The following is a 22,275-nucleotide window of genomic DNA, read 5'->3' as shown; positions in this document are numbered from 1 at the left end:
GAAAATCCAATGATGCTGCTATCGCTGCTTGCTCACCCGGTCGTTCGGCCGGAATGTCACCGTCCCTCCTTAAAACCGTTGCTGTCGACCCGGGCCAGACGAAACATGATCCGCTGCGCCGAGGGCATCGGCCTCTGGCTGGCCATGGTGTTGATGTTGTTTGTGCATCCGTTGTATGCCGAGGCCCGCGCCATGGAATCCGAGCAGCCCGGGCAGCTGTATCTGGTTGATCGCAAAAGTGCATGGCAGGAACCGGCCCTGGTACTGGACAGCCGGTTTGACGTGCAGGTGACCGGGTTGCTGGCGCAGACGCACCTGACCCGTACCTTTCGCAACACCAGCGATGTCTGGCAGGAAGGCCTGTTTGTATTTCCGTTACCGGAGCAGGCCAGTGTCTATGGCCTCACCATGACCGTTGGCGAGCGGCGGATTGTGGGCCAGCTACAACCTCGGGCCCAGGCTCGCCAGAACTATGAAAAGGCAAAGCAGGCTGGCCAGAAAGCGGCGACCGTGGAGCAGAACCGGCCTAACCTGTTCACCAGCCGGATTGCCAACATCGCACCGGGCGAGGAAGTGACCGTGGAAGTGCAATATCAGCAGCCGGTAAACTATCGTCATGGCGAATTCGAGTTGCGTTTGCCTACCACGCTTACACCCCGATACATGCCGGGCGCCCCTGTTGCCACGCCCGCCAGTGCATGGCAATCCGGCTGGTCATTACCCACAACGCAAGTAGCCGATGCCGATGAAATCAGTCCGTTCACGGTGCTTCCGGATGACGTAAACCCCGGCAGTCACCGCGCAACCATTCAGTTGGATATCGAAGCCGGATTGCCTGTTGATGAGGTGACCAGCCCCAGCCACCCACTGCAGGTCGAGCTGGAGGGTAGTCGTGCAACAGTAGCGCCGGAACAAGGGAAAATCCTGATGGACCGGGATGTAATTGTGCGCTGGCGGCCCGCTGACAACCAGGCTCCGACGGCCGCGTTGTTCCGTCAGCAATGGCAAGGCGAGGATTTTCTGATGGCCATGGTCATGCCGCCTGCAACCACCGGCCAGGTTCTTCGCCGAGAGCTGCTGTTCGTTATCGACACCTCCGGCTCCATGGCCGGGGAGTCTATCCGTCAGGCTCGCTCGGCTTTGTTGAGGGGGCTCGACACTCTGCGCCCGGGTGACCGTTTCAATGTTATCCAGTTCAACAGCCAGGCCCATGCCCTTTATACGCAACCTGTGCCTGCCAATGGCCACTATCTGGCTCGGGCGCGGGATTATGTGCAGGATCTGAATGCCGACGGTGGCACAGAAATGGCCGGTGCGCTGTCACTGGCGATGGGTATGGACAGCTCGGAGTCGTCCGGCCATGTGCAGCAGATGGTGTTCATGACGGACGGGGCTGTCGGCAATGAATCGGCCCTGTTCGATCAGATCCGCACCGGGCTTGGAAACCGCCGGCTGTTTACCGTCGCCATTGGTACTGCTCCAAATATGCATTTTCTCCGGGAAGCTGCGCGCTGGGGCCGGGGTCAGTACACCGCGGTACACAGCGCAGCGGAAGTGGATAAAGCCCTGGGTAAGCTGTTTGCCGCCATGGAAGCGCCGGTGATGACGGATGTCGAGGTGCAATGGCCCGGTACTGTTGCACAACCGGTCCCGGCCAAACCGGGGGATCTGTTCCATGGTCAGCCTATGGTGCAGGTGGTTCGTGGCGCACCGGCTGAAGGGGAACTCACGGTCTCCGGCCGTTTACCCGGTGGCCGGTCGTGGCGCACCAGCCTGGATCTTGCCAGTGCTGCGCCGGGCAAGGGCCTGGACCGACAGTGGGCCCGGGGGCGCATCGATGCAGTGATGGACAGCGCGCGCCTGGCGGGCACTGAGCCCGATGAGGCGGCTATCGTCGAGTTATCACTGAGCCACGGTGTGATGTCGCCGTTCACCAGCTTCGTCGCCATTGAGGAGCGTGTATCTCGGCCTCAGGCAGAATCCCTCAATCAGGAGGCCGTGCCCACCTTGCTGCCGGCCGGCAGCCAGCCAGGAATGCTGCGTTACCCGCAAACGGCCACCTTCGGTCCGTTGCTGACCGCCCTGGGGCTGGTGGGGCTGATGTTCTCACTGGCCATTGTCATGCTCAGCCGGAGGCAGACGCTATGAGCCGGGCGTTGCTATTGTTGGTGGGTTGTTCCGCCACCCTGCTGGTCTTTGGTTTGTGGATTCCGTTCAAGGCACTGGTGGCCCAGGAAATGCTGGAGCTGGCCTGGGCCGAGAGCCAGGCCCGACAGAGCGAGGCAAGGCCCTGGCCCTGGGCCGATACCTGGCCAGTGGCGAAGCTGGATATACCGGAACAAGGCGTGTCCATGATCGTGCTGGAGGGCGTTCATGGTGAAAGCCTCGCGTTTGGTCCGGGGCGGGTGCCCGGTAGTGAAGGCCCCGGTGCGCCGGTGGTGCTCGCGGGCCACCGTGATACCCACTTTCGGCATCTACAGCATCTGGAACCGGGCGATGCGGTCAGGCTGCAGGGCATGGATCGGCAGTGGCGACGTTATCAGGTGACAGCCACCCGGGTGGTGGACAGTTCCCGTGAGTCTCTGGATACCCGGTCTCTGGCCCGGGATACCCTGGTATTGATCACCTGTTACCCGTTTGACAGCCTGGACGCTTCCGGCCCGTTGCGTTATGTGGTGGAGGCAAAGCCGGCTTACGGTATGGAACAAATTGATACTGTCGCCGCTCTGTGATGTTGGCGTACACTTGTGCGCCAAAATGCAGTGAATCGGATCAAACAGAATGTCACAAGTTCGAAAAATCCTGGCCTGGCTCAGCGTTCCTGTCGTATGCCTGGTTATGATGTTGCTCTACCTCTTTCGGCCTTTCAATCCTGACAACAACCGCATCCTGGGCTGGGTTGTGGCCAGAATCGGCCGATGTATTCTGGGAATGAAGCGCCCCCTCTACGGCGCTGAAAACATGCCCAAGGATCGGCCGACCGTGATTATCGCCAATCATCAGCAGAACGATGATCTGTTTGTAATGGGTGATTTGTTACCGCCACGTGGGGTGGCGGTTGGTAAATCTTCACTGGTTTGGGTGCCATTCTTCGGGCAGGTATTCTGGCTGGGAGGCAACATCATCCTGAATCGCGGCCGTGCGGCCAAAGCTGTGGCCACCATGCAGGCCACCAGCGACGCCATTAACCTGGAACGCAAGAGCATCTGGGTGTTTCCGGAGGGAACCCGCAGCCGTGGCCGTGGCCTGGGTAGCTTCAAGAAAGGGGCATTTCACATGGCCGTTGCCGCTGGCGCACCCATCACCATGGTGTGTGCGGGCGAATACCATGGCAAATCCAGAGGCTGGACCGGACGACGGGAGCCTGTGCCTTTGCGGATTCTCCCGCCAGTCGAAACACAGGGCATGACCAGCGAGGACATTCCCGAATTGATGCACCGTTGTCGCCAACAGATGGAAGAGGCCATTGCTGACCTCGCACTTACCCACGGAACTGCTTGAACAGCCAGTGAAAACAGGGCAGTCTTTCGGACGAAACTGACGCTGATTCTGGACATCTGGGGAGTGACATAATGAACCTGATCTGGTTTCTGATCATTGGCGGTCTGGCCGGCTGGCTGGCCGGGCTGATCATGAAGGGCAAGGGCTTTGGCGTGTTGGCCAACATTGGTATCGGGATTGTCGGCTCGTTTATTGGCGGCTTCCTGTTTGGCCTGTTGCAGCTGTCGGCCCACGGTGCCATTGGTCGCCTGGTCACCGCAACAGTCGGGGCCGTGCTGCTGCTGGCCATCGTCAACAAGATCAAGAAGGGCTGACATGATCGTACCTGTCACTGCTGTTTTTGCGGCCGTCACCGGCCTGCTGTTGCTGGTGTTGTCGGCTCAGGTGGTCAAGTACCGGCTGAAATACCGCAAGGGCCTGGGCGTCAATGAGGATCCGGAGTTCGAAGCTGCCGTCCGGGCCCACGCCAATCTTGTGGAATACGCACCGCTGGGTTTGATCATGCTCGCCATTGCCGAGCTCAATGGCGTTTCCGGTTCGCTGATCTACTGGACCGGGATGGCGCTGGTGGTGGGCCGCATTCTGCATGCCTGGGGAATGATCAACGGCAAGGGCGGGCCACATTGGGCACGCATGATTGGTATCCTGCTAACCTGGCTGGCGATTCTGGTTGCGGCACTGTTGCTGTTCTGGAACGTCTGGCAGGTTTATGGCTGAAACGGTGTCCAGCCATTGAAGAACGGGGCCTTGGGGCCCCGTTTGTGTTTCTGTCGATTACAGCGCCCGGGCGACGTCCAGGCTCAGGTATTCCAGTTCCACACGCCGGTTGGCGGCGTGGTCCTCCGGCCGGGTCAGCGGGCGATCCGAGCCCCAGGTGGCAAGCAGGATGGACGATTGCGACACGCCTTCCTGAATTAGTAGCCGGGCCACGGCGTTGGCCCTGAGCCGGGCCAGAAACCGGTTGTATTCGGCAGAGCCAAAGTTGTCGGCGTGGCCGTGGATGCGAACCTGCATGCCGGGGTGCCCTTTGATATAGGCCGCGTGCCGCTTGAGCATATCGATATCCGGGGCATCCAGAGTGTGTTTGTTGAAACCGTAGTGGAATCGGGTACGGTGGGGACGGTCGGCGTCAGCCGCCAGTTGCCCGTTAGTGCCCGCGAAGGCCAGGGCGGCCTTGGCCAGCATATCGGGGTTGTCCAGAACAAGTACGGTCATTTGCTGCTTCCTCGAGTCGAGTGCCCGGCGTTTTTTGTTATGTCCCCTTCACTATTGATGTCAGAGGCCATAACGGCAATTGGCGAATGGTCGATAGCCGCCCGGGTTCTATAGCTACCGATTGAATGGCATTTGTGTGACTGTGTGATTACACCGGGAAAAGAAGGCCCCGCTGTGGTAAAAAGCAGCTTTTCAGGGACAGATTATGATGAATTGTGACCGCCCATGCTGATTATTCCTGCCGAGAATGCCGTAAACTGGAAACGCCCACCCTGGGTAACCCTGGGCCTGATCATGGCCTGCCTGCTGGTCTTTCTGTTCTACCAGGGCGGAGACGACCGCAAGTTCGAAGCCGCACTGGAAGACTATCTGGAGAGCGATCTGCTGGCCCTGGAGGCCCCCGCTTACGAGGATTACCTGCAGCGGGAAATCCAGTTCGAAGGCAGCCAGCAGCGGGTTCTGGAGTTGCAGGAATTCCAGCAGCTTCAGGAAAATGAGGAGGAACTCTGGCAGGCGGTGACGCTGCTGCTGGATCGTGAGTTTTACCAGTATCTGCAGCAGAACCGGGACCTGATCTGGGCCCCGGCCCAGCGCAACCTTTGGCTGGAGCAGCGCTCGGCGATTGAGCAACAGTGGATCAGCCGGATGAGTGCCTATCAGTTGGGACTGGTGCCGGCAGAGCTCTCGCTGTACACGCTCATTACCTACCAGTTCCTGCATGGCGGCTGGGGCCACATTATTGGTAACCTGCTGTTCCTGTTCCTGCTGGGTTTTACCGTGGAAAAAGCGCTGGGTCCGGGGCGATTTCTGGTGGCTTATCTGGTGTGCGGTGCTTTGTCCGGCCTGGTATTCACCGCCTTTTCCATGGGTAGTCAGGTACCTCTGGTGGGCGCGTCCGGCTCCATTTCCGGGTTGATGGGCATGTATGTGGCTATTTACGGGCTGCAGCGCATTCGCTTCTTCTACTTCCTGGGCGTTTACTTCAACTATTTCCGGGCACCGGCCATCGCCATGCTGCCGGTCTGGCTGGGCAAGGAAATCTATGACTACTGGTTTGCCGGTGCCACCGGTATTGCCTATATGGCCCATGCCGGTGGCCTGGCGGCCGGTGCAGGGTTGGTTTGGCTGCTGGGCCAGAGCTGGCTGCAGGTGAAAGAAGAGTTCTTCGAACCGGAGCAGGAAGAACAGGACGAACAGTTCACCAAGGCCTATGGCCAGGCCATGGCCAGCCTTGGCCGCATGGAGTTCGATCTGGCCCGGCGCCAGTTCGAGGCGTTGCGGGAGCGTTATCCGGAACGGCCCGTGCTGCTCGAGCACCTGTATCAACTGGCTAAATTAAGGCCGGACCTGGACAGCTACCGGATGCGTGCCGAAGAAATGATGGCCGATGCCATCGCCCGGCGGCAGCCGGAACAGATGGTGGATGTCTGGCAGGAGTATCTGAGCAAGGGCGAGGCCTATCATCCGTTGGCACCGGAGGCGCACAATCGTGTGCTGTTCGCCAGCCTGAAACGCCATGATTTCAAAGCCGCAGAGAAGGCGTTTGAACGCATGCGAGCCAAGGCCGAACCGGACATGGTGAATGAAGCCTGCCGGCTACTGGTGGCGGAGTTCGAGAAACTGCAGATGGAGCCGAAAGCGCGCCATTACCGGCAGCTGTTGCAGGTTCACGGCTGAGGCGTGGCAGGCACGCCCTCAGTCTGAAACCTGAAAGCTCGCTTTTGGCCCTTTCAACGGTTGTTGGTTCGCCGCCTGTTCCAGCCAGACATCAATATGCTCGTGGGCCGGATGGTTCACGCAGCGCTTCTTGATGAACGACAGGAAAGCACTGGCTTTTTCCCATTGCTGCAGGCCATTGGCCAGGGCCTGGGCCACAATCAGATAGGCGGGTGCCAGCTGCTCGCTGTCCGGGAAGCGTTTGTGGAAATCCTGCAGTAAACGGATGGCCGCTTTGTGGTGGCCCCGATGGTACAGGGTGCCGGCACACTGCACCGCCAGTTCCGGGTCGTCCAGTTGGAACTTCGGCTCCACCATCTGCAGCGTCTGTAACAGTTGATTCAGCCCGTCTCCATCATGCCGTTGGGCCAGCCAGGCCATAATCCTGGGGTGGTAGCGGTACAGCTCTTCGGCATCATTGCGGGCGGTCAGCAGCTGGTAAAGCTGGCCGATGCGGGCAGGGTTGGTCCGGTCCCGTTTGAGGGCTTCCTTGAGCATGCTCTGCACACGGTCGTAGTTGCCATCCTTCAGGTTCATATCCAGATCGGCATCAAACCGGCTGCTGCGATCCCGCTGGTGTTGGTCGGTTTCCGAGATCTCGTCCTGAAGGTCTGAGGCAAAGCCGAGTTCTTCCTGATACTGGAATAGCAGATAACCCAGCATGTGAAACAGGATCAGGGTAAAGGTACTGTTCAGGAAACCGGCCAGCGGTTGGGCCACCCACATGGGGAAATGATTCACGGCAAAGTCCTGCGCCGCGCCGGAGGCCAGGGTGAGCAGAATCAGGTACCCGTAAAGCAGGAAGTAGGGCGTGCCGATGCGCGAGATCAGCACCGCCAGGTTCATGGGGTTTACAGCTGCGCCGACCGAGCGCTCCATGGCCAGTACCATGATGCTGGCCGGCAGTGCCAGCACTACAAACGCCACCGCAAGCATCATCAGTATCGGCCCGCCCAGCATGGCGGCGGCGCCTACCAGGCCGCCCATAAGCACAAACACCAGCAGTTGCAGCACCACAATGTCAAAACCGCTGCCGGTAAACGCCACCGACACTGCTGGCGGTTTCAGATGGCCTTCAGCGGTGTGATTGATCACCGCATAGGTGTACTTGAACAGCGCCAGCGCCAGCACCAGCCAGATGATCAGGCCAATAATATTGGCTGGCGCCACTACAGGAACCAACGTGCAGATGGCGATGACAATCAGCGGATCGGTGTGGAAGGGGTAACGGAAAAAGGCCCCGACCCGCTGCCAGAAGGGCACCACTTCGGTGGCTGCGCCCAGATAACGCATGGCTTTACTGCAGCGGGGACAAAGCCCCCGACGCTGGCGGGTATCGGCATCCGGCATACAACGGCTGCAGTAGTGCATCTGGCATTCGCCACAATGCCACTTGGCAGGGTCGCCCGGATGGTAATGACAATCGTGCTTCACGTGAGACAGTTCCTGATCCGTCAGAAATCAGCCGCCAATCATGACAGAACTCGTCCCGAGCCGCACCTTTCGGGTTCAAAGTTGGTGGATGGGAAGTGTGCCTCGGGGGCGTATGTAAAACTACTGAGGGCAGCAAAAGCCAGTGATCTGACGAGGGCGACAGGCGTATGTAACAAAAGTCCGTGATGTTCGGAATAGCCCTATCAATCGCCAACCTGATTGGCCGTTAGTATTTTGTCTGCCCGCCCACTTCTTTTTCGCTTTGAGGAAAAATCACATGGCCAACCTTATCCGTATCCAGGACCTGTCCCGGCAACAGGCGGTATCCACGGATCGGCAACTGCTCTTCATTCTGTTGGCCCATGTTCCTGTCGTAGGTCTGCTGGTGCCTTTGGGTTATGACACCCATGGTTTTGCTCTGGTTTCGTCAAGCCTGATTGGTGCGTTGGCGGTGATGGGTTACCGCTTTCTGCGAGGCACCAGGACCTGCTCAACTCTATTCGCTGTGTGTCTGATGCTCTTCTCTGCGGTGATGATTCAGGCTCAGCTTGGGCGCATTGAAATGCATTTCCACATATTCGCAGCGTTGGCGTTGGTCATTATCTATCGTGACTGGTTGCCCGTGGTCGCGGCGGCACTGACGATTGCTGTACACCATCTCGTATTCAATGGGCTGCAAATGGCCGGAACTCATATTGGTTCCTTGCCTGTGATGGTCTTCAGTCACGGGAGTAGCTGGGGGGTGGTGTTCCTTCATGCTGGCTTTGTGGTATTTGAGGCATGCGTATTGGTGTTTTTTGCCTTGTTGATGAACAAAGAACGTAATCAGGCTTTCCAGATGATGTCGATTGTTCAGGATTTTGACCGTGACCACGATGTGTCGGGTCGCCTTCCTGTTGATGATCGAACTGCCAGTGGTGCATCGTTCAACGAGATGATGGAAAAAGTCAGCGAGTTGATCCAACAGATGCGGGATTTTTCCGGTGCACTGGGGAGCAACTCCAGGCAGTTGCTCCAGGCAAGTCAGCGCACACGACAATACGTTGATGACCAACAGCAACAGGCTGATCAGGTAGCGACAGCCACCAATCAGATGTCGGCCAGCGTGCAGGAAGTGGCCCACAATGCGCAACTGGCATCGGAAGCCGCCAAAGATGCCGCCGATTCTGCCTCTGCGGGCAGCCAGGCTATGGCCAGTGCCCGAACAATGACGGATGCAACCAATAAGGCACTGGAAGACAGCGCTCGGATGGTGGCTCAATTGGCTGACAAAGTGGAATCTATCGCCAGAGTTACAGGTTCAATTCACGATATCTCTGATCAGACCAATCTCCTGGCTTTGAATGCGGCTATTGAGGCAGCCAGGGCCGGCGAACATGGCCGCGGTTTCGCAGTAGTGGCGGATGAAGTACGATCCTTGTCGCGTCGGACCCAGGAGTTCACTGAGGAAATCCGTACGACAGTGGACGAACTGAAAAACCTGTCGGAGGCCACCAGCGCCGCCATGGAAATGGGACAGACCCGCTCCACAGAATCCAACCGGGCGATTCAGCAGGCAGCTGAGGCTATCAGCCGTATCGAGCAGGCCATTGATTCTGTGAGCAGTATGAACAACCAGATCGCTGCAGCCTGTGAGCAACAGGCTGCCACGTCATTACAGATCAACGAGAACATTCATGCAGTGGCCACCCGTAACAGTGAGGTGGCCGACGAGGCCGACAGTGTGCAGGGGTTGGCAGGTGAATTGGAGAACAGCGTCATCCGGGTTGATGAGTTGATCAGCCGTTACCGGTTGCTCTAGTCAGGATTCCTGCCAACGCTGGCGCACCTCAAGTATCGCCGGCAGGCAGCGGAAGAAGGCTTCGACCAACTCGGGGTCGAAATGCTTGCCGCTTTGCTCGCGAATCAAATCCGTTGCCTGTTCTATCGACCATGCTTTCTTGTAAGGGCGCTCGCTGGTGAGAGCGTCGAAGACATCAGCCAGGGCCACGATCCGGGCAGAGATGGGAATGGTGCTTCCTTTCAGGCCTTTCGGGTAGCCGCTGCCGTCCCATTTCTCGTGGTGATTCATGGCCACTTCCCGCGCCATGTTGAGCAGATCTGAGCCGTCTTCACCGATGATCTCCGCCCCGATTTCCGCGTGGCGTTGCATGATGACCCACTCATCCGGCTCCAGCTTGCCAGGTTTCTGGAGAATGGCGTCCGGAATGCCGATCTTGCCGATATCGTGCATCGGGGCGGCATTGAGCAGAGTGTCGGACCAGGCTTCGCCGAGGCCGGCCTCCAGCGCGATCAACCGCGAGAAATGGCTCATGCGGATAACGTGCAGGCCGGTTTCGTTGTCCTTGTATTCCGCCGCGCGCCCCAGCCGCTGAACGACGGCCAACCGGGTCTCTATCAGCTCGTCCATACGCACCAGCGACAGATGGTTTTTCACCCTGGCCCGGACAATCGCCGCATTCACGGGTTTCGTAAGGTAGTCCACAGCACCCAGCTCAAAGCCCCTGGCTTCGTCATCGGCATCAGACAATGCGGTGACGAAGATTACCGGGATAGCGCGGGTATCCTGGCCGGCCTTCAGGGTTTTGCACACCTCGTAACCGGACATGCCCGGCATCATCACATCCAGCAGAACAAGATCCGGTTTTTCGCTGCGTGCCAGTTCCAGCGCCCGTTCACCATCTTTGGCGAACAGCAGCCGGTAGTGGTCGGAAAGTACGTTGCGCAGTACCTGAAGGTTGGCTGGCTCGTCGTCCACCAGCAGCAGGGTCTTGGTGTCGGTCAGCATTGCGAGGCCTCCAGGGTATCGCGAAAAGTGATCAGAAGTTCGGCCGCTTTCTCTGGTTCGAAGTCGTCGAGAGCCTCGTTCATCGCATCGGCGATCTCCGTGGGCAGTCCTGGCTTCAGCTGGTCGATAGCGCGTTCCGGAATTTCGCCCTGGCTCAGGCGTTCGATCACTTGTGCCAGCGTTTTCGGGTCTATGGCATTCGGTTCAGTCCAGCTTGCGGGGCGCGTTTCAGAGTCCGCTGCTTGTTCGGTCAGCCACTGGCGTGCCCGATCAAAATCGTTCTGGAGCTCCTGCCACAGGGCCTCCGGCACCGGTTTTTCCGATTTCAGCCGGGTCTCCAGGTTTGCCAGCGTTGCCGCTAAACGCCGGAAACCCAGATTACCGGCAATGCCGCGAACCCGGTGGGCTTCGGCTGTCGGGTTATCGGGGCAGAGCCGGATTGCTTCGGGTTGATTCTCTGGAGCTTGCAGCAGACGTCCAGCCGCCCGTAGGTGTTTTTGGGTGTCCGGCCAGAGCTGCCTGAGCGTGACGGTATCTATCGTGCTGTCGTCGACATCATCGCCTGCATTGCTCGGAGCCGAAGCCTCTATGCCCAGGACTCTGGCCATCTCGGCAGTGAGTTCCGGCAGATTGAGTGGCTTGATGGCGAAACCGTCCATCCCTGCCTCCGAAGCCTGCCTCCGATCGTCTTCCAGCACGCTGGCGGTAAGAGCAATTACGGGCGTGTATCGTCGCTGGGCGGCTGCTTCATGTCGACGTATCGCCCGGGTGGCTTCGTGGCCGTTTATTCCGGGCATTTGCACATCCATCAGAATCAGATCGAAAACCTGGTTACTATAGAGGTCTATCGCTTCTTGTCCGTTCCCGGCCGTGGTGACCTCATGTTTGCGGTGAAGCAGCAGGGTTTTCAGCAGTTCGAGATTTTGTGGCACGTCATCAGCCACCAGAATGCGCAAAGGGGGAAGAGCGACTTCCTGGTCTGCCAGCGTATCCTCGTCCACGGCCAGGCCGCTAGGCAGAGGCAGTTCTACCTGGAAAACCGAGCCCTCACCCGGGCTGCTGGTCACGCTGATGGTGCCACCCATCAGTTCCACCAGTTGTCGGGCAATGGTCGTGCCCAGGCCAGTGCCACCAAAGCGACGGGTCATGCTGGAATCGGCCTGGGTAAACGGTTCGAAAATCCTGTCGATGCGATCGGCAGAAATGCCAATGCCGGTATCCTCAACCCGGATAACGACATTGTGCACAGAGGGCTCCTGCACCTTCAGGGTGACGCCGCCTGTCTGGGTGAATTTTACGGCATTGCTTAACAGATTCAGCACCACTTGCTGAATGCGCAAGGGATCGCCCTGGTAGTATTCTCCGGCCTGGTAATCCAGTGTCAGATAAAGCCCTTTGCGCGCGGCATTCAGGGATTGCGTGGCAATCACCTGGTCACAGAGGCGGCGCAGGTTAAAATCGCGCAGTTCGAGTTCGGTATGACCACCGTCCAGTTTGGCGGTGTCCAGTATATCGTTGAGCAGGTTAAGCAGAGACCGGGCCGAGGTTTTCACCACGCCAAGATGCCGTGCCTGAGTTTCATCCAGCGGTGTGTCCAGTACCAGGTCGGTGAAGCCGATAATGGCGTTCATCGGGGTGCGGATTTCATGGCTCATGTTGGCCAGAAACGCACTTTTGGCGGCGGCAGCCTGCTCAGCTTCCTCTTTCGCCCGGCGCAGATCGGTTTCCATTCGATGGCGTTCGGAAATGTCAGTGATGAAGCCTACGAAAGTGCTGATGCCGCCCAGCCGGGATTCCCCAATGCCGAGCCGAACCGGAATCTGGTGGCCATCTTTATGAAGAGCCCATACTTCGCGGCCAGAGCCTATGATTTTACGTTCTCCGGTGCGCAAATAGTTTTTCAGATAACCGTCGTGGGCATCACGATGGGGGTTCGGCATCAGCATGCTGACATTCTTGCCCACGACTTCATCAGCGCGGTAACCGAAGATGCGTTCAGCGGATTCGTTAAAGGAGAGCACAATGCCCCGATCGGAAATTTTGATAATGCCATCTACGGCGGCATCAACAATGGTGCGCAGTTCGCTGGCGGTTTCCTGGCTGCGCCTCATCAGAGCGCGATAACGGGCTACCGCGTTGACCCCGGATGCGAGCAGGCTGAGGGTTACCGTTACGAAAGCAATGGTCAGTGCCAGAATGGTGTGGCTGTTGCTCCCGGGCAGAAAATCCGGGGCGGGCTGGCCGATAAACCGGGCGGCTTCCATCGCAGTGTAATGCATGCCGGCGATGGCCAGCCCCATCACGGTACCGGCGAGTAAACGGCGCTTGTACCCGCGCAGGCGCGTTCTGTGGCGCAGTCCGAAGCTGATCCACAGCGCCAGGGTGCCCAGCATCACAGCCACCACAATCGACAGTGCGAATAACGTTGGGTCGTAGCGAAGTGCCGGCCCGATCTCCATAGCGGCCATGCCCAGATAGTGCATGGCACCGATGCCGGCCCCGACCACCACGCCACCACCGATCAGTCGCTGCCCGGTCAGGTCGTGCCGGGCCAGGAGGCTGAGCGCTACCCAGGAGGCAAACAGGCTCGGAGCGGCGGAAAGCGCGGTAATCCAGGGGTGATAGTGCACATGGGTGGGCATTTCAAAGGCCAGCATGCCGATAAAATGCATGGACCAGATGCCAAAGCCCAGAGAAGCAGAACCGCTGAACAGGTGCAGGCGCTGCATGTAAAGGGTGTTGCTGCGGCGCGCAGCGGCAGCCAGAGTCAGCCCCAGGTAGGAAGCGCCCACTGCGATCAGCAGAGACAACATCACCAGGCCATAGTCGTATTGGCCCGACACCAGTTTGTCAGTCTCGGTATTCAGAACAAAGAAGTGATCAAGCGCCGGCAAGCGAGATTCCTGTAAAAGTCGGGGAAAGCTGAGGTATGTACGGTATCAGTACGGGATTGGCTTCAGTATCGTCTTTTTGTGTAACTTGTATACGCCAGGTTACGGATGATACTGACAGTATTCACCGTGGTAATGCGGAACATTCACGGGACTGCAGTTGAACTCTCGCCATTCGATGCAATAGTTAAAGGAGATTTCCGACGAGGAGGCATCGCATGTCGAGTTCATCCCTGAGTAAAGACAGCCTGAATACCCTCTCCACCCTTAGCGCGGGTGGCCAGACCTACCACTACTACAGTTTGCCGAAGGCAGCGGAGACCCTGGGCGACCTCAATCGCCTGCCGTTCTCGTTGAAAGTGTTGTTGGAGAACCTGCTGCGCAACGAAGATGACACCACGGTCGACCGCTCCCACATTGATGCCATGGTGCAATGGTTGAAAGACCGGGGCTCGGATACCGAAATCCAGTTCCGCCCGGCCCGGGTGCTGATGCAGGACTTCACCGGGGTGCCCGGGGTAGTGGACCTGGCGGCCATGCGCGAGGCCGTGAAGAACGCTGGTAAAGATCCCGCCCTGATCAACCCGTTATCGCCGGTGGATCTGGTGATCGACCACTCGGTGATGGTGGACAAATATGGTAACCCGTCGGCCTTCAAGGAAAACGTCGCCATCGAGATGGAGCGCAACCAGGAGCGTTACGAGTTCCTGCGTTGGGGCCAGCAGGCCTTTGACAACTTCCGGGTGGTGCCGCCGGGCACCGGCATCTGCCATCAGGTGAATCTGGAATATCTGGGCAAAACGGTGTGGCAGAAGGAGGTGGACGGTAAAACCATCGCCTACCCGGACACGCTGGTGGGCACCGATTCCCACACCACCATGATCAACGGTCTGGGCATACTCGGCTGGGGCGTGGGCGGTATCGAAGCGGAAGCCGCCATGCTTGGCCAGCCGGTCTCCATGCTGATTCCGGAGGTGATCGGTTTCAAGATCACCGGCAAGCTGAGGGAGGGCATCACGGCGACCGACCTGGTGCTGACCGTCACGGAAATGCTGCGCAAGAAAGGCGTGGTGGGCAAGTTTGTGGAGTTCTATGGGGACGGCCTGAAAGACATGCCAGTGGCCGACCGTGCCACCATTGCCAATATGGCGCCGGAATACGGTGCTACCTGTGGTTTCTTCCCGGTGGATGAACAAACCATCAACTACATGCGCCTGACCGGGCGGGATGAAGCACTGCTGGAACTGGTTGAAAACTACGCCAAAGCCCAGGGATTGTGGCGGGAACCCGGTCATGAGCCGGTATACACCGACACCCTGGAGCTGGACATGGGTGAAGTGGAAGCCAGCCTTGCCGGCCCGAAGCGGCCCCAGGACCGGGTCGCCCTCACCAACATGAAAGCGTCGTTTGAGTTGCTGATGGAAACGTCGGAAGGCCCGGCAGAAAGCCGTGAGGCCAAGCTGGAATCGGAAGGGGGTGGTACAGCGGTCGGTGCTCAGAGCGCCTATTTCGAACACCCCGCCAGTCAGCCACTTCACATGAATGGTGAATCTACCCGGCTGGACCCAGGCGCGGTGGTGATTGCGGCGATTACCTCCTGTACCAATACATCCAACCCCAGCGTGATGATGGCGGCTGGCCTGATTGCCAAAAAGGCCGTGGCCAAGGGTCTGAAAACCAAACCCTGGGTCAAAACCTCACTGGCGCCGGGCTCCAAGGTGGTGACCGACTACCTCAAAGTGGCCGGCCTTCAGGATGACATGAACCAACTGGGTTTCAACCTGGTGGGTTATGGCTGCACCACCTGTATCGGTAACTCCGGCCCGCTGCCGGATGAAGTCGAGAAAGCCATTACTGATGGGGATCTCACCGTGGCCTCGGTGTTGTCCGGTAACCGCAATTTCGAGGGCCGGGTGCATCCGCTGGTGAAAACCAACTGGCTGGCCTCGCCCCCACTGGTCGTTGCCTATGCTTTGGCTGGCAACGTACGGGTGGACCTTACCAAGGATCCTCTGGGCGCAGACCAGGATGGCAACCCGGTGTACCTGAAAGACCTGTGGCCAAGCCAGGCCGAGATCGCGGAAGCGGTCGAGAAGGTCAAGACCGACATGTTCCGCAAGGAATACGGCGAGGTCTTCGAGGGCGACGACATCTGGAAATCCATCAAGGTGCCGGAAAGCAAGGTGTATGAGTGGAGTGACAAATCCACCTACATCCAGCATCCGCCCTTCTTCGAAGGCATGGGTGAGCAGCCCGAGGCCATCGATGACATAACGGATGCCAACATCCTGGCCCTGTTGGGAGACTCGGTGACCACCGACCATATTTCGCCGGCCGGCTCCTTCAAGCCGGATACACCGGCGGGCAAATACCTGCAGGAACATGGTGTAAAACCAAAAGACTTCAACTCCTACGGCTCCCGCCGGGGCAACCACGAGGTGATGATGCGCGGCACCTTTGCCAACGTGCGCATACGCAATGAAATGCTCGACGGCGTGGAAGGCGGCTTCACCAAATTTGTGCCCACCGGGGAACAAATGGCCATCTACGATGCCGCCATGAAGTACCAGGAGCAAGGCACGCCACTGGTGGTGATTGCCGGCAAGGAATACGGCACCGGCTCCAGCCGCGACTGGGCCGCCAAGGGTACTCGCCTGCTGGGCGTGAAAGCCGTGGTGGCGGAATCCTATGAGCGTATTCACCGTTCCAACCTGATCGGCATGGGGGTGATGCCGCTGCAATTCCCGGAGGGGACTGATCGCAAGAGCCTGAAACTCACCGGGGAGGAAACGATCAGCATTCAGGGACTGTCTGGCGAGATCAAGCCGGGCCAGACCCTGACCATGACGGTGAAATACAAGGATGGCTCTACCGAAACCTGCGAGCTGAAGTCACGGATTGATACTGCCAACGAGGCAGTGTATTTCCAGCATGGTGGTATCCTGCATTACGTGGTGCGGGAGATGCTGAAAAACGCCTAGGCGGCCGGGACTTCCAGCCAGAAGGTGGCTCCCTGGCCAGCTTCTGACGTGAAGTCGACGTCGCCCTCCATCCTGGCCATCAGCTCTTTGGTGATGGCCAGGCCAAGGCCAGTGCCACCCTTGCTGCGTCGATCCGAACTGTCGGCCTGGGAGAACTTCTGGAACATGCGCTCTCTGAATTCCGGAGCGATACCAGGTCCCTCGTCCTGCACGTAGATTCGAAGCCCTTGGCCATGCGGTTTTGTCCAGATACGAATCTGGCCGTTGACCGGTGAGAACTTGATCGCGTTTGACAGGATGTTGTTGAGTGCCTGTGCCAACCTTTGTTTGTCCGCCTTAACCGTGGATGCTGAAAGTTCTTGAGCGTTGAGAGTGATGTTTTTTTCGGTGGCATAGTTCTGGATGTTTTCCAGACTTTCGGTGATCGCCTCAGACACAGGAAATTCGACCACATTGAAATCCATCTTGCCCGCAATCAGTTTCTCGATGTCCAGCAGGTCATTGATCAGAAAACCCAGCTGATCGCTGTTTCTTTGGGCGATCTTCAGCAATTGTTGTGCTTTTCCTGAAAGCTCTCCGCCAGCATTGGTCGTTAACAGCGACAGCGCCCCGGAAATGGAGGTGAGGGGGGTTCTGAGTTCATGACTGACGGTCGAGATAAACTCGTTCTTTAATCGTTCCGCCTCTTTTCGTTGGGAAATGTCCTCGACGATGATCCAGATAACGGACTCTTTTCCCTGGAGGTCCAGGCGCAAACCGTGGAGCATGAGCGGCTGGAGAGTCCCATCTGCCATTGGGAAGAAGCCTTCAACTCCGGTGAAGCGAACCTGGCTTGCCAGGCGGTTGGATATTGAAGGTTCGCTGCGTTGTTGATCGCCGGAAAGGCTGCGCACATCGTCGAAATACCCGATGTTCTTGGCTTTCGAGTCCAGTATTCGGGTGAAGCCCGGGTTGGCCTGTAGCAACTCCCCTGAGATCGCGTCATAGAGGGCGATGCCGAACGGGGCGAGTTCAAACAGGCCCCAGAATCGGAGTTGCATCTGGCGATCACGGAGGATGAGTGTCGTTATCCAGAGTGTGCCGGCAATGATGATCAGAGTGACCAGCCCGAGCAGACTACGCAGCAGCCACGGAGAGTCCGGATGATCCGGCCATCCATCCGCTGGCTGAGCGTAGAGCTTCCAGGAAAATCCCGGCATGGCCATGGTTGTTGACACGGGCGCTTGCCAGGCTGCATCGGGCTCACCGAAAAACAAGCCTTCATCTATGTTGCCGGAGCCTGTCGTTGAGAGCGCAAAGACCACCTCGGGAGGGAGGCTGTCCAGCCCAATCGCGGTGTAAAGTCGATTCAGATCCAGAATGGCGGAGATAACCCCCCAAACCCGTCCCGTGTCGTTCTCGAAAATGGGAATACGCGCGGCCAGGCCCTGGCCTCCCTGTACCAGATTAATAGGGCCGCTGAAGACTGCTCGCCGGCTTTCCAGTAGCAGGGCCATTTGATCTCTTGACAAACTCTGAGCCTGAAGGTCGAGCCCGAGGGCAGCCTCATTTCCATCCAGAGGGTAGATGTGTTTTATGACAAATCCGGGGGCCAAACCGATATTCAGCAGTTCTGGTGCCAGTTTGAAGATGACGGAAGCCAGCCGCTGAAATCGCTCTTCGCCGATGTCGGGTTGGACCGCAACGTTTGCGGCGAGACCCCATACTGTCTGTGTGTTTTGCAGAATGGTGGCGCGCAGACGCAGCCCCAGATCATCTACCTTCTCTTGCCAGTTCGCCCGCACATCAGCCCGGTGTCGTTCCGTTGCGGTTGAGTCGATCGCCAGCGCGAGCCCGACCGTCAGCAGGCAAACCGTCAATCGAGCAAGCCAGACCAGGCCGAAAAAAGCTTGTTCTTGTTTTTGTGTGCTCATGTCAACGCAAGCTCATGTTAAGGGTAACTCCAGCCAAAAGGTGGAACCCTGCCGCTCGGCCGAGTTGAACCCGACACTGCCACCCATCTTCGTCATGATTTCTCTGGTGATTGCCAGTCCAAGGCCGGTCCCGCCTTGTCCGCGGGTAACAGAGCCATCTGCCTGCGCGAACTTCTGAAAGATCCTGGATCGGAAGCTCTCAGGTACGCCGATCCCCTGGTCTTTCACCAAGATGCGCACCGTCGATTCTGACGATTCAATATCGACGAGGACTTCGCTGCGCTCATGTGAGAACTTGACGGCGTTTGACAACAGGTTGGTGATAGCCTGTTTCAGCCGAATGCTGTCAAACAGCGCCGTGAGCCCCGGCGAGCCGTCCCGCAGTGTGATGCGCACCTGACGCTGTTTGGCAAAGGGCTGGATTTCTTCAATGGCGGCGGTCACGCACGTTCCAATGCCTTGCTCCTCAGGCGCCATGGGCATATTGCCCGCAATCAGTTTTTCGATGTCCAGGAGGTCGTCTATCAGCAGTTTCAGATGGTCGGCGTTGCGCTTTGCGATGGAGAGCATGTGCCGGCTTTTTTCGTCGATGTTCCCCGTAATACCACCCAAAATCAGCCCCAGGGACCCGGAAATCGAAGTGAGGGGAGTGCGCAGTTCGTGGCTGACGGTGGAGATGAACTGGTTCTTCATCTGTTCGGCTTCGTATCGCTCGTTGATGTCTACGATATAGCCGTGCCAGAGAATGCTGCCATCCGGCAGTTTTTCGGGGTTGGCCTGCCCCTCGACCCAGTGCCAGTTCTGGCCTTGCCACTGAATTCGATAACGCTGGTGCCAACGGCTCAAGTTGTCTGCGGACTCTTGAATGCTCTCAGCAACCTGTGGAAGGTCTTCAGGGTGGATGACGCCGAAGACTGGGCCGGCATCGTTTGCCGCAGCTTCGGCGCTGATGTTGTAGATCTGCTGGATACCTTGGCTGGTGTAGGGAAAAGTGCTGTGACCGTCTGGCCAGAGGCGGTACTGGTAGAGCATTCCCGGGGCGTTGCTGACGAGTTTTTCCAGGGTCTCGGCCTGCCGGGACTGGTGAATGGCGTCGGCGACCCAGCGGGCCAGCAGGTTTACAAACATCTTTTCCGTTTCGGTAAACGGTGGTTTGCGCGGTATGGAGGATGAAAAGTTCAGGGTTCCGAACAGTGTGTCATCTATCCAGATTGGCGCGGCCAGGTAGCTTTCCAGACCAAACTCGGCGTAGCAGGGGTGGTCCTGAAATCGCGAGCGCCCCATGTGGTTGATGGCGAGCACGTCACCCCGCTCGAGAAGAATGGAGCAGTAGGTTTGCTCAACGGGCAAGGTGAGTCCGTTCTCAAGCGCCTTGTTTCGGCGCGCATGGTGCCAGAGTACGGTGTAGGCGCCACCATTGATTTCGCTGACAATGGCCGTTTCTGTCCCCAGGAAATGGTTGGCCTTGTTGAGCGCTAGCGGAATGGCGGTATCAAGGTTGCCTTTCACTTCCAGAACGATTTCGTTCAGTGCATTCAGTGCCCGGGTGCGCTCACTGTAGTAGTTGCCCAGCTCCTGAAACTGGAGTTCGCGTTCGATGATATCGGCCAGGTCTCTGAGTGTTTTCTCGTCCCGGTTCGAAAAGCCTCGAGGTTTTTTGTCGATAATGCATAGGGTGCCAATGCGAAAGCCCGAGCGGTCTTCCAGCGGCGCGCCCGCATAGAAACGGATATGGGGTTCTCCTGTGACCAGGGGGTTGTCGGAGAACCGCTCATCGGCCAGTGCGTCGGAAACCACGAAAGCCTCGGATTTCAGGATGGCATGGCCGCAGAACGAAATGTCACGACCGGTTTCCCGGACTCCCAGGCCATAGCAGGACTTGAACCACTGGCGTTCCCGGTCGACCAGTGACACCAACGCAATCGGCACATCGAACGCCTCGGCGGCAAGCCTTGTTACCCGATCGAAGCGCTCCTCCGGGGGAGTGTCGAGCAGCTTTGTCGCCTCCAGGGCGGAGAGCCGTTGTGGTTCTTCGGGTGGGTACTCAGGTGACTTCATGATCAGGCTCCCTTGAGGTCTCCTGGCGGGGGATGTCGAGCCAGAAATGGGCCCCTTGCTGGTAATAGTAGCCCACCTGGCCGTGCATCAGATGGGCCAGCTCACGGCAAATGGCCAGCCCCAGGCCAGTGCCGGACTGTGCCTGTTTTGAGGATGGGTTGGCTTGTGCAAACCGCTCGAACAGATGTGGGATAAACTGCTCATCCACCCCCGGGCCGTGGTCCGAAACGATGAATCGGATGGTGTTCTGATTAACCGCTCGGGCGGACAGCTGAACGGCGGCACCAGTAGGTGAGAACTTGATGGCGTTGCTGATAAAGTTGTCCAGTATCTGTCGCAGTCGCTGGGGGTCGGCTCGGACCACCAACGGTTCAGGGGCCGGGACTGCGCTCAAAGAGACACCATAATGGGTGGCCATTGAGCGATTGCCTTCAATGGCCTGCTCCAGGGCTTCACTGACCTGGATTGTGCCAATCTGCAACATCATTTTTCCGGCGATGGCTTTATTGAAATCCAGCAGATCTGAAATCAGCAGCTGCAGTTGTTCGCCGTTGCGCAGCGCTACTTGCACCATTTTCCGGGCCTTTTCCGGAAGCTCGCCGGCCGCCTCCCGGTCCAGCAGTTTCAAAGAGCCGTTGATTGAGGTCAGAGGCGTTCTCAATTCATGACTCACGGTGGCCACAAACTGGTCTTTCATCTGGTCCAGAGCTTCCCGTTCCTCCATCAGCCGGTTGAAGGCCAGCGCGAGATTGCGGGTTTCCGGTGGCCCCTTGGGCTTCAAGTGGCGGGTATCCGATGCGCCATCCACCATGGCCCTTATCCGCGTGGACATGTGTTCCAGGGGCCGGGTGGCAGTGCGCCCGAGTAGCCAGGCTGCGGTGGCCAGAATCAGTGCAGCCAGTACGCTGAGCAGCAGAAAGTTTTCAAATGAGGCCCTGGCCGGGCCGGTCACGCCTTCATAGGGCTCTGCGCGCAGAAACAACCAGCCGACACGCTCCAGATGACGGGTCGCATAAATCCAGCGTTTACCGGATTTGTCGGTCACGACACCCGATGTGACGCCAGACAGCGCTGCGTCGATAATCAGGTTCTCGCCGGGTGGGGGTAGCTCAGGCATCGGAGCGCCGGGGGTCAGCGAATCCACCTGAGTGAAATGCCCGGTATCGAGCACCTTGAAGATGGCGTTGCTTTTTTCACTCAAGGAGTCGGGAATGATGCCGGATTCAGCCAGGTTGATGCTGCCGCCCGCCAAGCCCAGCAGATCGCCGTCGTCACTGACAATGGGAGCCAGAAAAGACAACAGCGGCAATCCGGTGGTACGGCCGATAATGGGGCGGCTGATCACCGCTTGTCGGCTGGTCAGGGCTTCCCGGAAATGCGGGCGGTCTGAGTAGTTGGTGCCGATTCGTCTGGGCACAAAACGGTTCTCTGCAATGGCGACACCCTTGTCATCAAAAATGAGCAGACCGCCTTCGAAATAGCGTTCAAGACTGGGTTGGCGCCCGAGAAGCTCTTTCAACTCAGGCAGAGGGCGCAGGTTGTCGCCGTCTGTGAGAAAAGCCGAGAAGGCCTTCAGGGCCTCCAGGCGAATCTGAAGTTGTTGGTCCACGATGCGCGCAGCCGAGTCGGTTTCCAGCAGCTGCCTTTGGGTCAGAACGTTCTCGAAATCCCTTACCAGCCCGTTGTAGGCAAAAAACAACACGGCTGCCATGGTCGCAATACTGCTGGAGATCGTAATCAGGGTAACGCGTATACCTAACGATGGGGATCTCAACGGT

General features: G+C 58.2%; 15 protein-coding genes. 8 read left to right on the top strand and 7 right to left on the bottom strand.

Annotated elements, in window-relative coordinates:
* Positions 1–9: 9 nt before the first annotated feature.
* The 5 genes from OZ656_RS19110 to OZ656_RS19090 all read left to right on the top strand — a co-directional run bounded on the left by OZ656_RS19110 (position 10) and on the right by OZ656_RS19090 (position 4,218).
* A complete protein-coding gene (locus OZ656_RS19110) occupies positions 10–2,148 on the top strand; it encodes a marine proteobacterial sortase target protein (protein WP_379944800.1) in 2,139 nt (712 codons plus the stop codon).
* Entirely contained in the window at positions 2,145–2,732 is a 588-nt protein-coding gene (locus OZ656_RS19105; RefSeq protein WP_011787090.1) for a class GN sortase, read from the top strand. Before OZ656_RS19110 ends, OZ656_RS19105 begins: the two co-directional genes overlap by 4 nt.
* A 49-nt stretch (positions 2,733–2,781) precedes the next feature.
* Positions 2,782–3,501: a lysophospholipid acyltransferase family protein gene (locus OZ656_RS19100; RefSeq protein WP_379944799.1), complete on the top strand. Its 720-nt coding sequence runs from the start codon at positions 2,782–2,784 to the stop codon at positions 3,499–3,501.
* Positions 3,502–3,572: 71 nt separating this feature from the next.
* Complete coding sequence (locus OZ656_RS19095; protein WP_011787088.1) at positions 3,573–3,815, top strand: GlsB/YeaQ/YmgE family stress response membrane protein; 243 nt, start codon at positions 3,573–3,575, stop codon at positions 3,813–3,815.
* Position 3,816: 1 nt separating this feature from the next.
* Positions 3,817–4,218, top strand: coding sequence for an MAPEG family protein (locus OZ656_RS19090; protein WP_011787087.1), 402 nt, complete (start codon positions 3,817–3,819; stop codon positions 4,216–4,218).
* A gap of 57 nt (positions 4,219–4,275) precedes the next feature.
* On the opposite strand, the gene OZ656_RS19085 is transcribed toward OZ656_RS19090, so the two are convergent.
* Complete coding sequence (locus OZ656_RS19085; protein ID WP_011787086.1) at positions 4,276–4,716, bottom strand: OmpA family protein; 441 nt, start codon at positions 4,714–4,716, stop codon at positions 4,276–4,278.
* Positions 4,717–4,941: 225 nt separating this feature from the next.
* Here OZ656_RS19085 and OZ656_RS19080 point away from each other — a divergent pair, with 225 nt between their 5' ends.
* Entirely contained in the window at positions 4,942–6,393 is a 1,452-nt protein-coding gene (locus OZ656_RS19080) for a rhomboid family intramembrane serine protease (RefSeq protein ID WP_183577626.1), read from the top strand.
* 18 nt (positions 6,394–6,411) lie between these two features.
* Here OZ656_RS19080 and OZ656_RS19075 read toward each other — a convergent pair whose 3' ends face one another.
* Positions 6,412–7,866 (bottom strand): hypothetical protein, encoded by a 1,455-nt coding sequence (locus tag OZ656_RS19075; RefSeq protein WP_183577623.1) that lies wholly within the window; start codon positions 7,864–7,866, stop codon positions 6,412–6,414.
* 277 nt (positions 7,867–8,143) lie between these two features.
* Here OZ656_RS19075 and OZ656_RS19070 point away from each other — a divergent pair, with 277 nt between their 5' ends.
* Positions 8,144–9,667, top strand: coding sequence for a methyl-accepting chemotaxis protein (locus tag OZ656_RS19070; protein ID WP_379944798.1), 1,524 nt, complete (start codon positions 8,144–8,146; stop codon positions 9,665–9,667).
* On the opposite strand, the gene OZ656_RS19065 is transcribed toward OZ656_RS19070, so the two are convergent.
* On the bottom strand, positions 9,668–10,654 hold the full coding sequence (locus tag OZ656_RS19065; RefSeq protein ID WP_286714394.1) for a two-component system response regulator: 987 nt from the start codon (positions 10,652–10,654) through the stop codon (positions 9,668–9,670).
* Complete coding sequence (locus OZ656_RS19060; protein WP_286714395.1) at positions 10,648–13,548, bottom strand: MHYT domain-containing protein; 2,901 nt, start codon at positions 13,546–13,548, stop codon at positions 10,648–10,650. Before OZ656_RS19060 ends, OZ656_RS19065 begins: the two co-directional genes overlap by 7 nt.
* Positions 13,549–13,763: 215 nt before the next feature.
* Here OZ656_RS19060 and acnA point away from each other — a divergent pair, with 215 nt between their 5' ends.
* Positions 13,764–16,526: an aconitate hydratase AcnA gene (gene acnA, locus OZ656_RS19055; RefSeq protein WP_286714396.1), complete on the top strand. Its 2,763-nt coding sequence runs from the start codon at positions 13,764–13,766 to the stop codon at positions 16,524–16,526.
* On the opposite strand, the gene OZ656_RS19050 is transcribed toward acnA, so the two are convergent.
* The 3 genes from OZ656_RS19050 to OZ656_RS19040 are packed head-to-tail and all read right to left on the bottom strand — an operon-like array spanning position 16,523 to position 22,208.
* Positions 16,523–18,439 carry an ATP-binding protein gene (locus OZ656_RS19050; protein WP_199452839.1) on the bottom strand — a complete coding sequence of 639 codons (1,917 nt, stop codon included), beginning with the start codon at positions 18,437–18,439 and terminating at the stop codon, positions 16,523–16,525. The two genes, acnA and OZ656_RS19050, sit on opposite strands and share 4 nt — an antisense overlap.
* 12 nt (positions 18,440–18,451) lie before the next feature.
* Positions 18,452–20,497 (bottom strand): GAF domain-containing protein, encoded by a 2,046-nt coding sequence (locus tag OZ656_RS19045; RefSeq protein ID WP_199452841.1) that lies wholly within the window; start codon positions 20,495–20,497, stop codon positions 18,452–18,454.
* Entirely contained in the window at positions 20,484–22,208 is a 1,725-nt protein-coding gene (locus OZ656_RS19040; RefSeq protein ID WP_227548848.1) for an ATP-binding protein, read from the bottom strand. The genes OZ656_RS19045 and OZ656_RS19040 overlap by 14 nt, the downstream gene beginning before the upstream one ends.
* Between the last annotated feature and the right edge of the window lie 67 nt (positions 22,209–22,275).

Origin of the sequence: Marinobacter sp. LM1, assembly GCF_042763285.1 — a bacterium.
GTDB classification, from domain to species: Bacteria; Pseudomonadota; Gammaproteobacteria; order Pseudomonadales; family Oleiphilaceae; genus Marinobacter; species Marinobacter nauticus.
The sequence above is the reverse complement of the archived record's forward strand: the minus strand, read 5'-3'. Positions and strand labels throughout refer to the sequence as shown.

Bases quoted from the DNA above. Each gene is read 5' to 3' on its own strand.
- OZ656_RS19110 (WP_379944800.1), top strand. From the start codon at position 10: ATGATGCTGCTATCGCTGCTTGCTCACCCGGTCGTTCGGCCGGAATGT.
- OZ656_RS19105 (WP_011787090.1), top strand. From the start codon at position 2,145: ATGAGCCGGGCGTTGCTATTGTTGGTGGGTTGTTCCGCCACCCTGCTG.
- OZ656_RS19100 (WP_379944799.1), top strand. From the start codon at position 2,782: ATGTCACAAGTTCGAAAAATCCTGGCCTGGCTCAGCGTTCCTGTCGTA.
- OZ656_RS19095 (WP_011787088.1), top strand. From the start codon at position 3,573: ATGAACCTGATCTGGTTTCTGATCATTGGCGGTCTGGCCGGCTGGCTG.
- OZ656_RS19090 (WP_011787087.1), top strand. From the start codon at position 3,817: ATGATCGTACCTGTCACTGCTGTTTTTGCGGCCGTCACCGGCCTGCTG.
- OZ656_RS19085 (WP_011787086.1), bottom strand. From the start codon at position 4,716: ATGACCGTACTTGTTCTGGACAACCCCGATATGCTGGCCAAGGCCGCC.
- OZ656_RS19080 (WP_183577626.1), top strand. From the start codon at position 4,942: ATGCTGATTATTCCTGCCGAGAATGCCGTAAACTGGAAACGCCCACCC.
- OZ656_RS19070 (WP_379944798.1), top strand. From the start codon at position 8,144: ATGGCCAACCTTATCCGTATCCAGGACCTGTCCCGGCAACAGGCGGTA.
- OZ656_RS19065 (WP_286714394.1), bottom strand. From the start codon at position 10,654: ATGCTGACCGACACCAAGACCCTGCTGCTGGTGGACGACGAGCCAGCC.
- acnA (WP_286714396.1), top strand. From the start codon at position 13,764: ATGTCGAGTTCATCCCTGAGTAAAGACAGCCTGAATACCCTCTCCACC.
- OZ656_RS19050 (WP_199452839.1), bottom strand. From the start codon at position 18,439: ATGAGCACACAAAAACAAGAACAAGCTTTTTTCGGCCTGGTCTGGCTT.
- OZ656_RS19045 (WP_199452841.1), bottom strand. From the start codon at position 20,497: ATGAAGTCACCTGAGTACCCACCCGAAGAACCACAACGGCTCTCCGCC.
- OZ656_RS19040 (WP_227548848.1), bottom strand. From the start codon at position 22,208: ATGGCAGCCGTGTTGTTTTTTGCCTACAACGGGCTGGTAAGGGATTTC.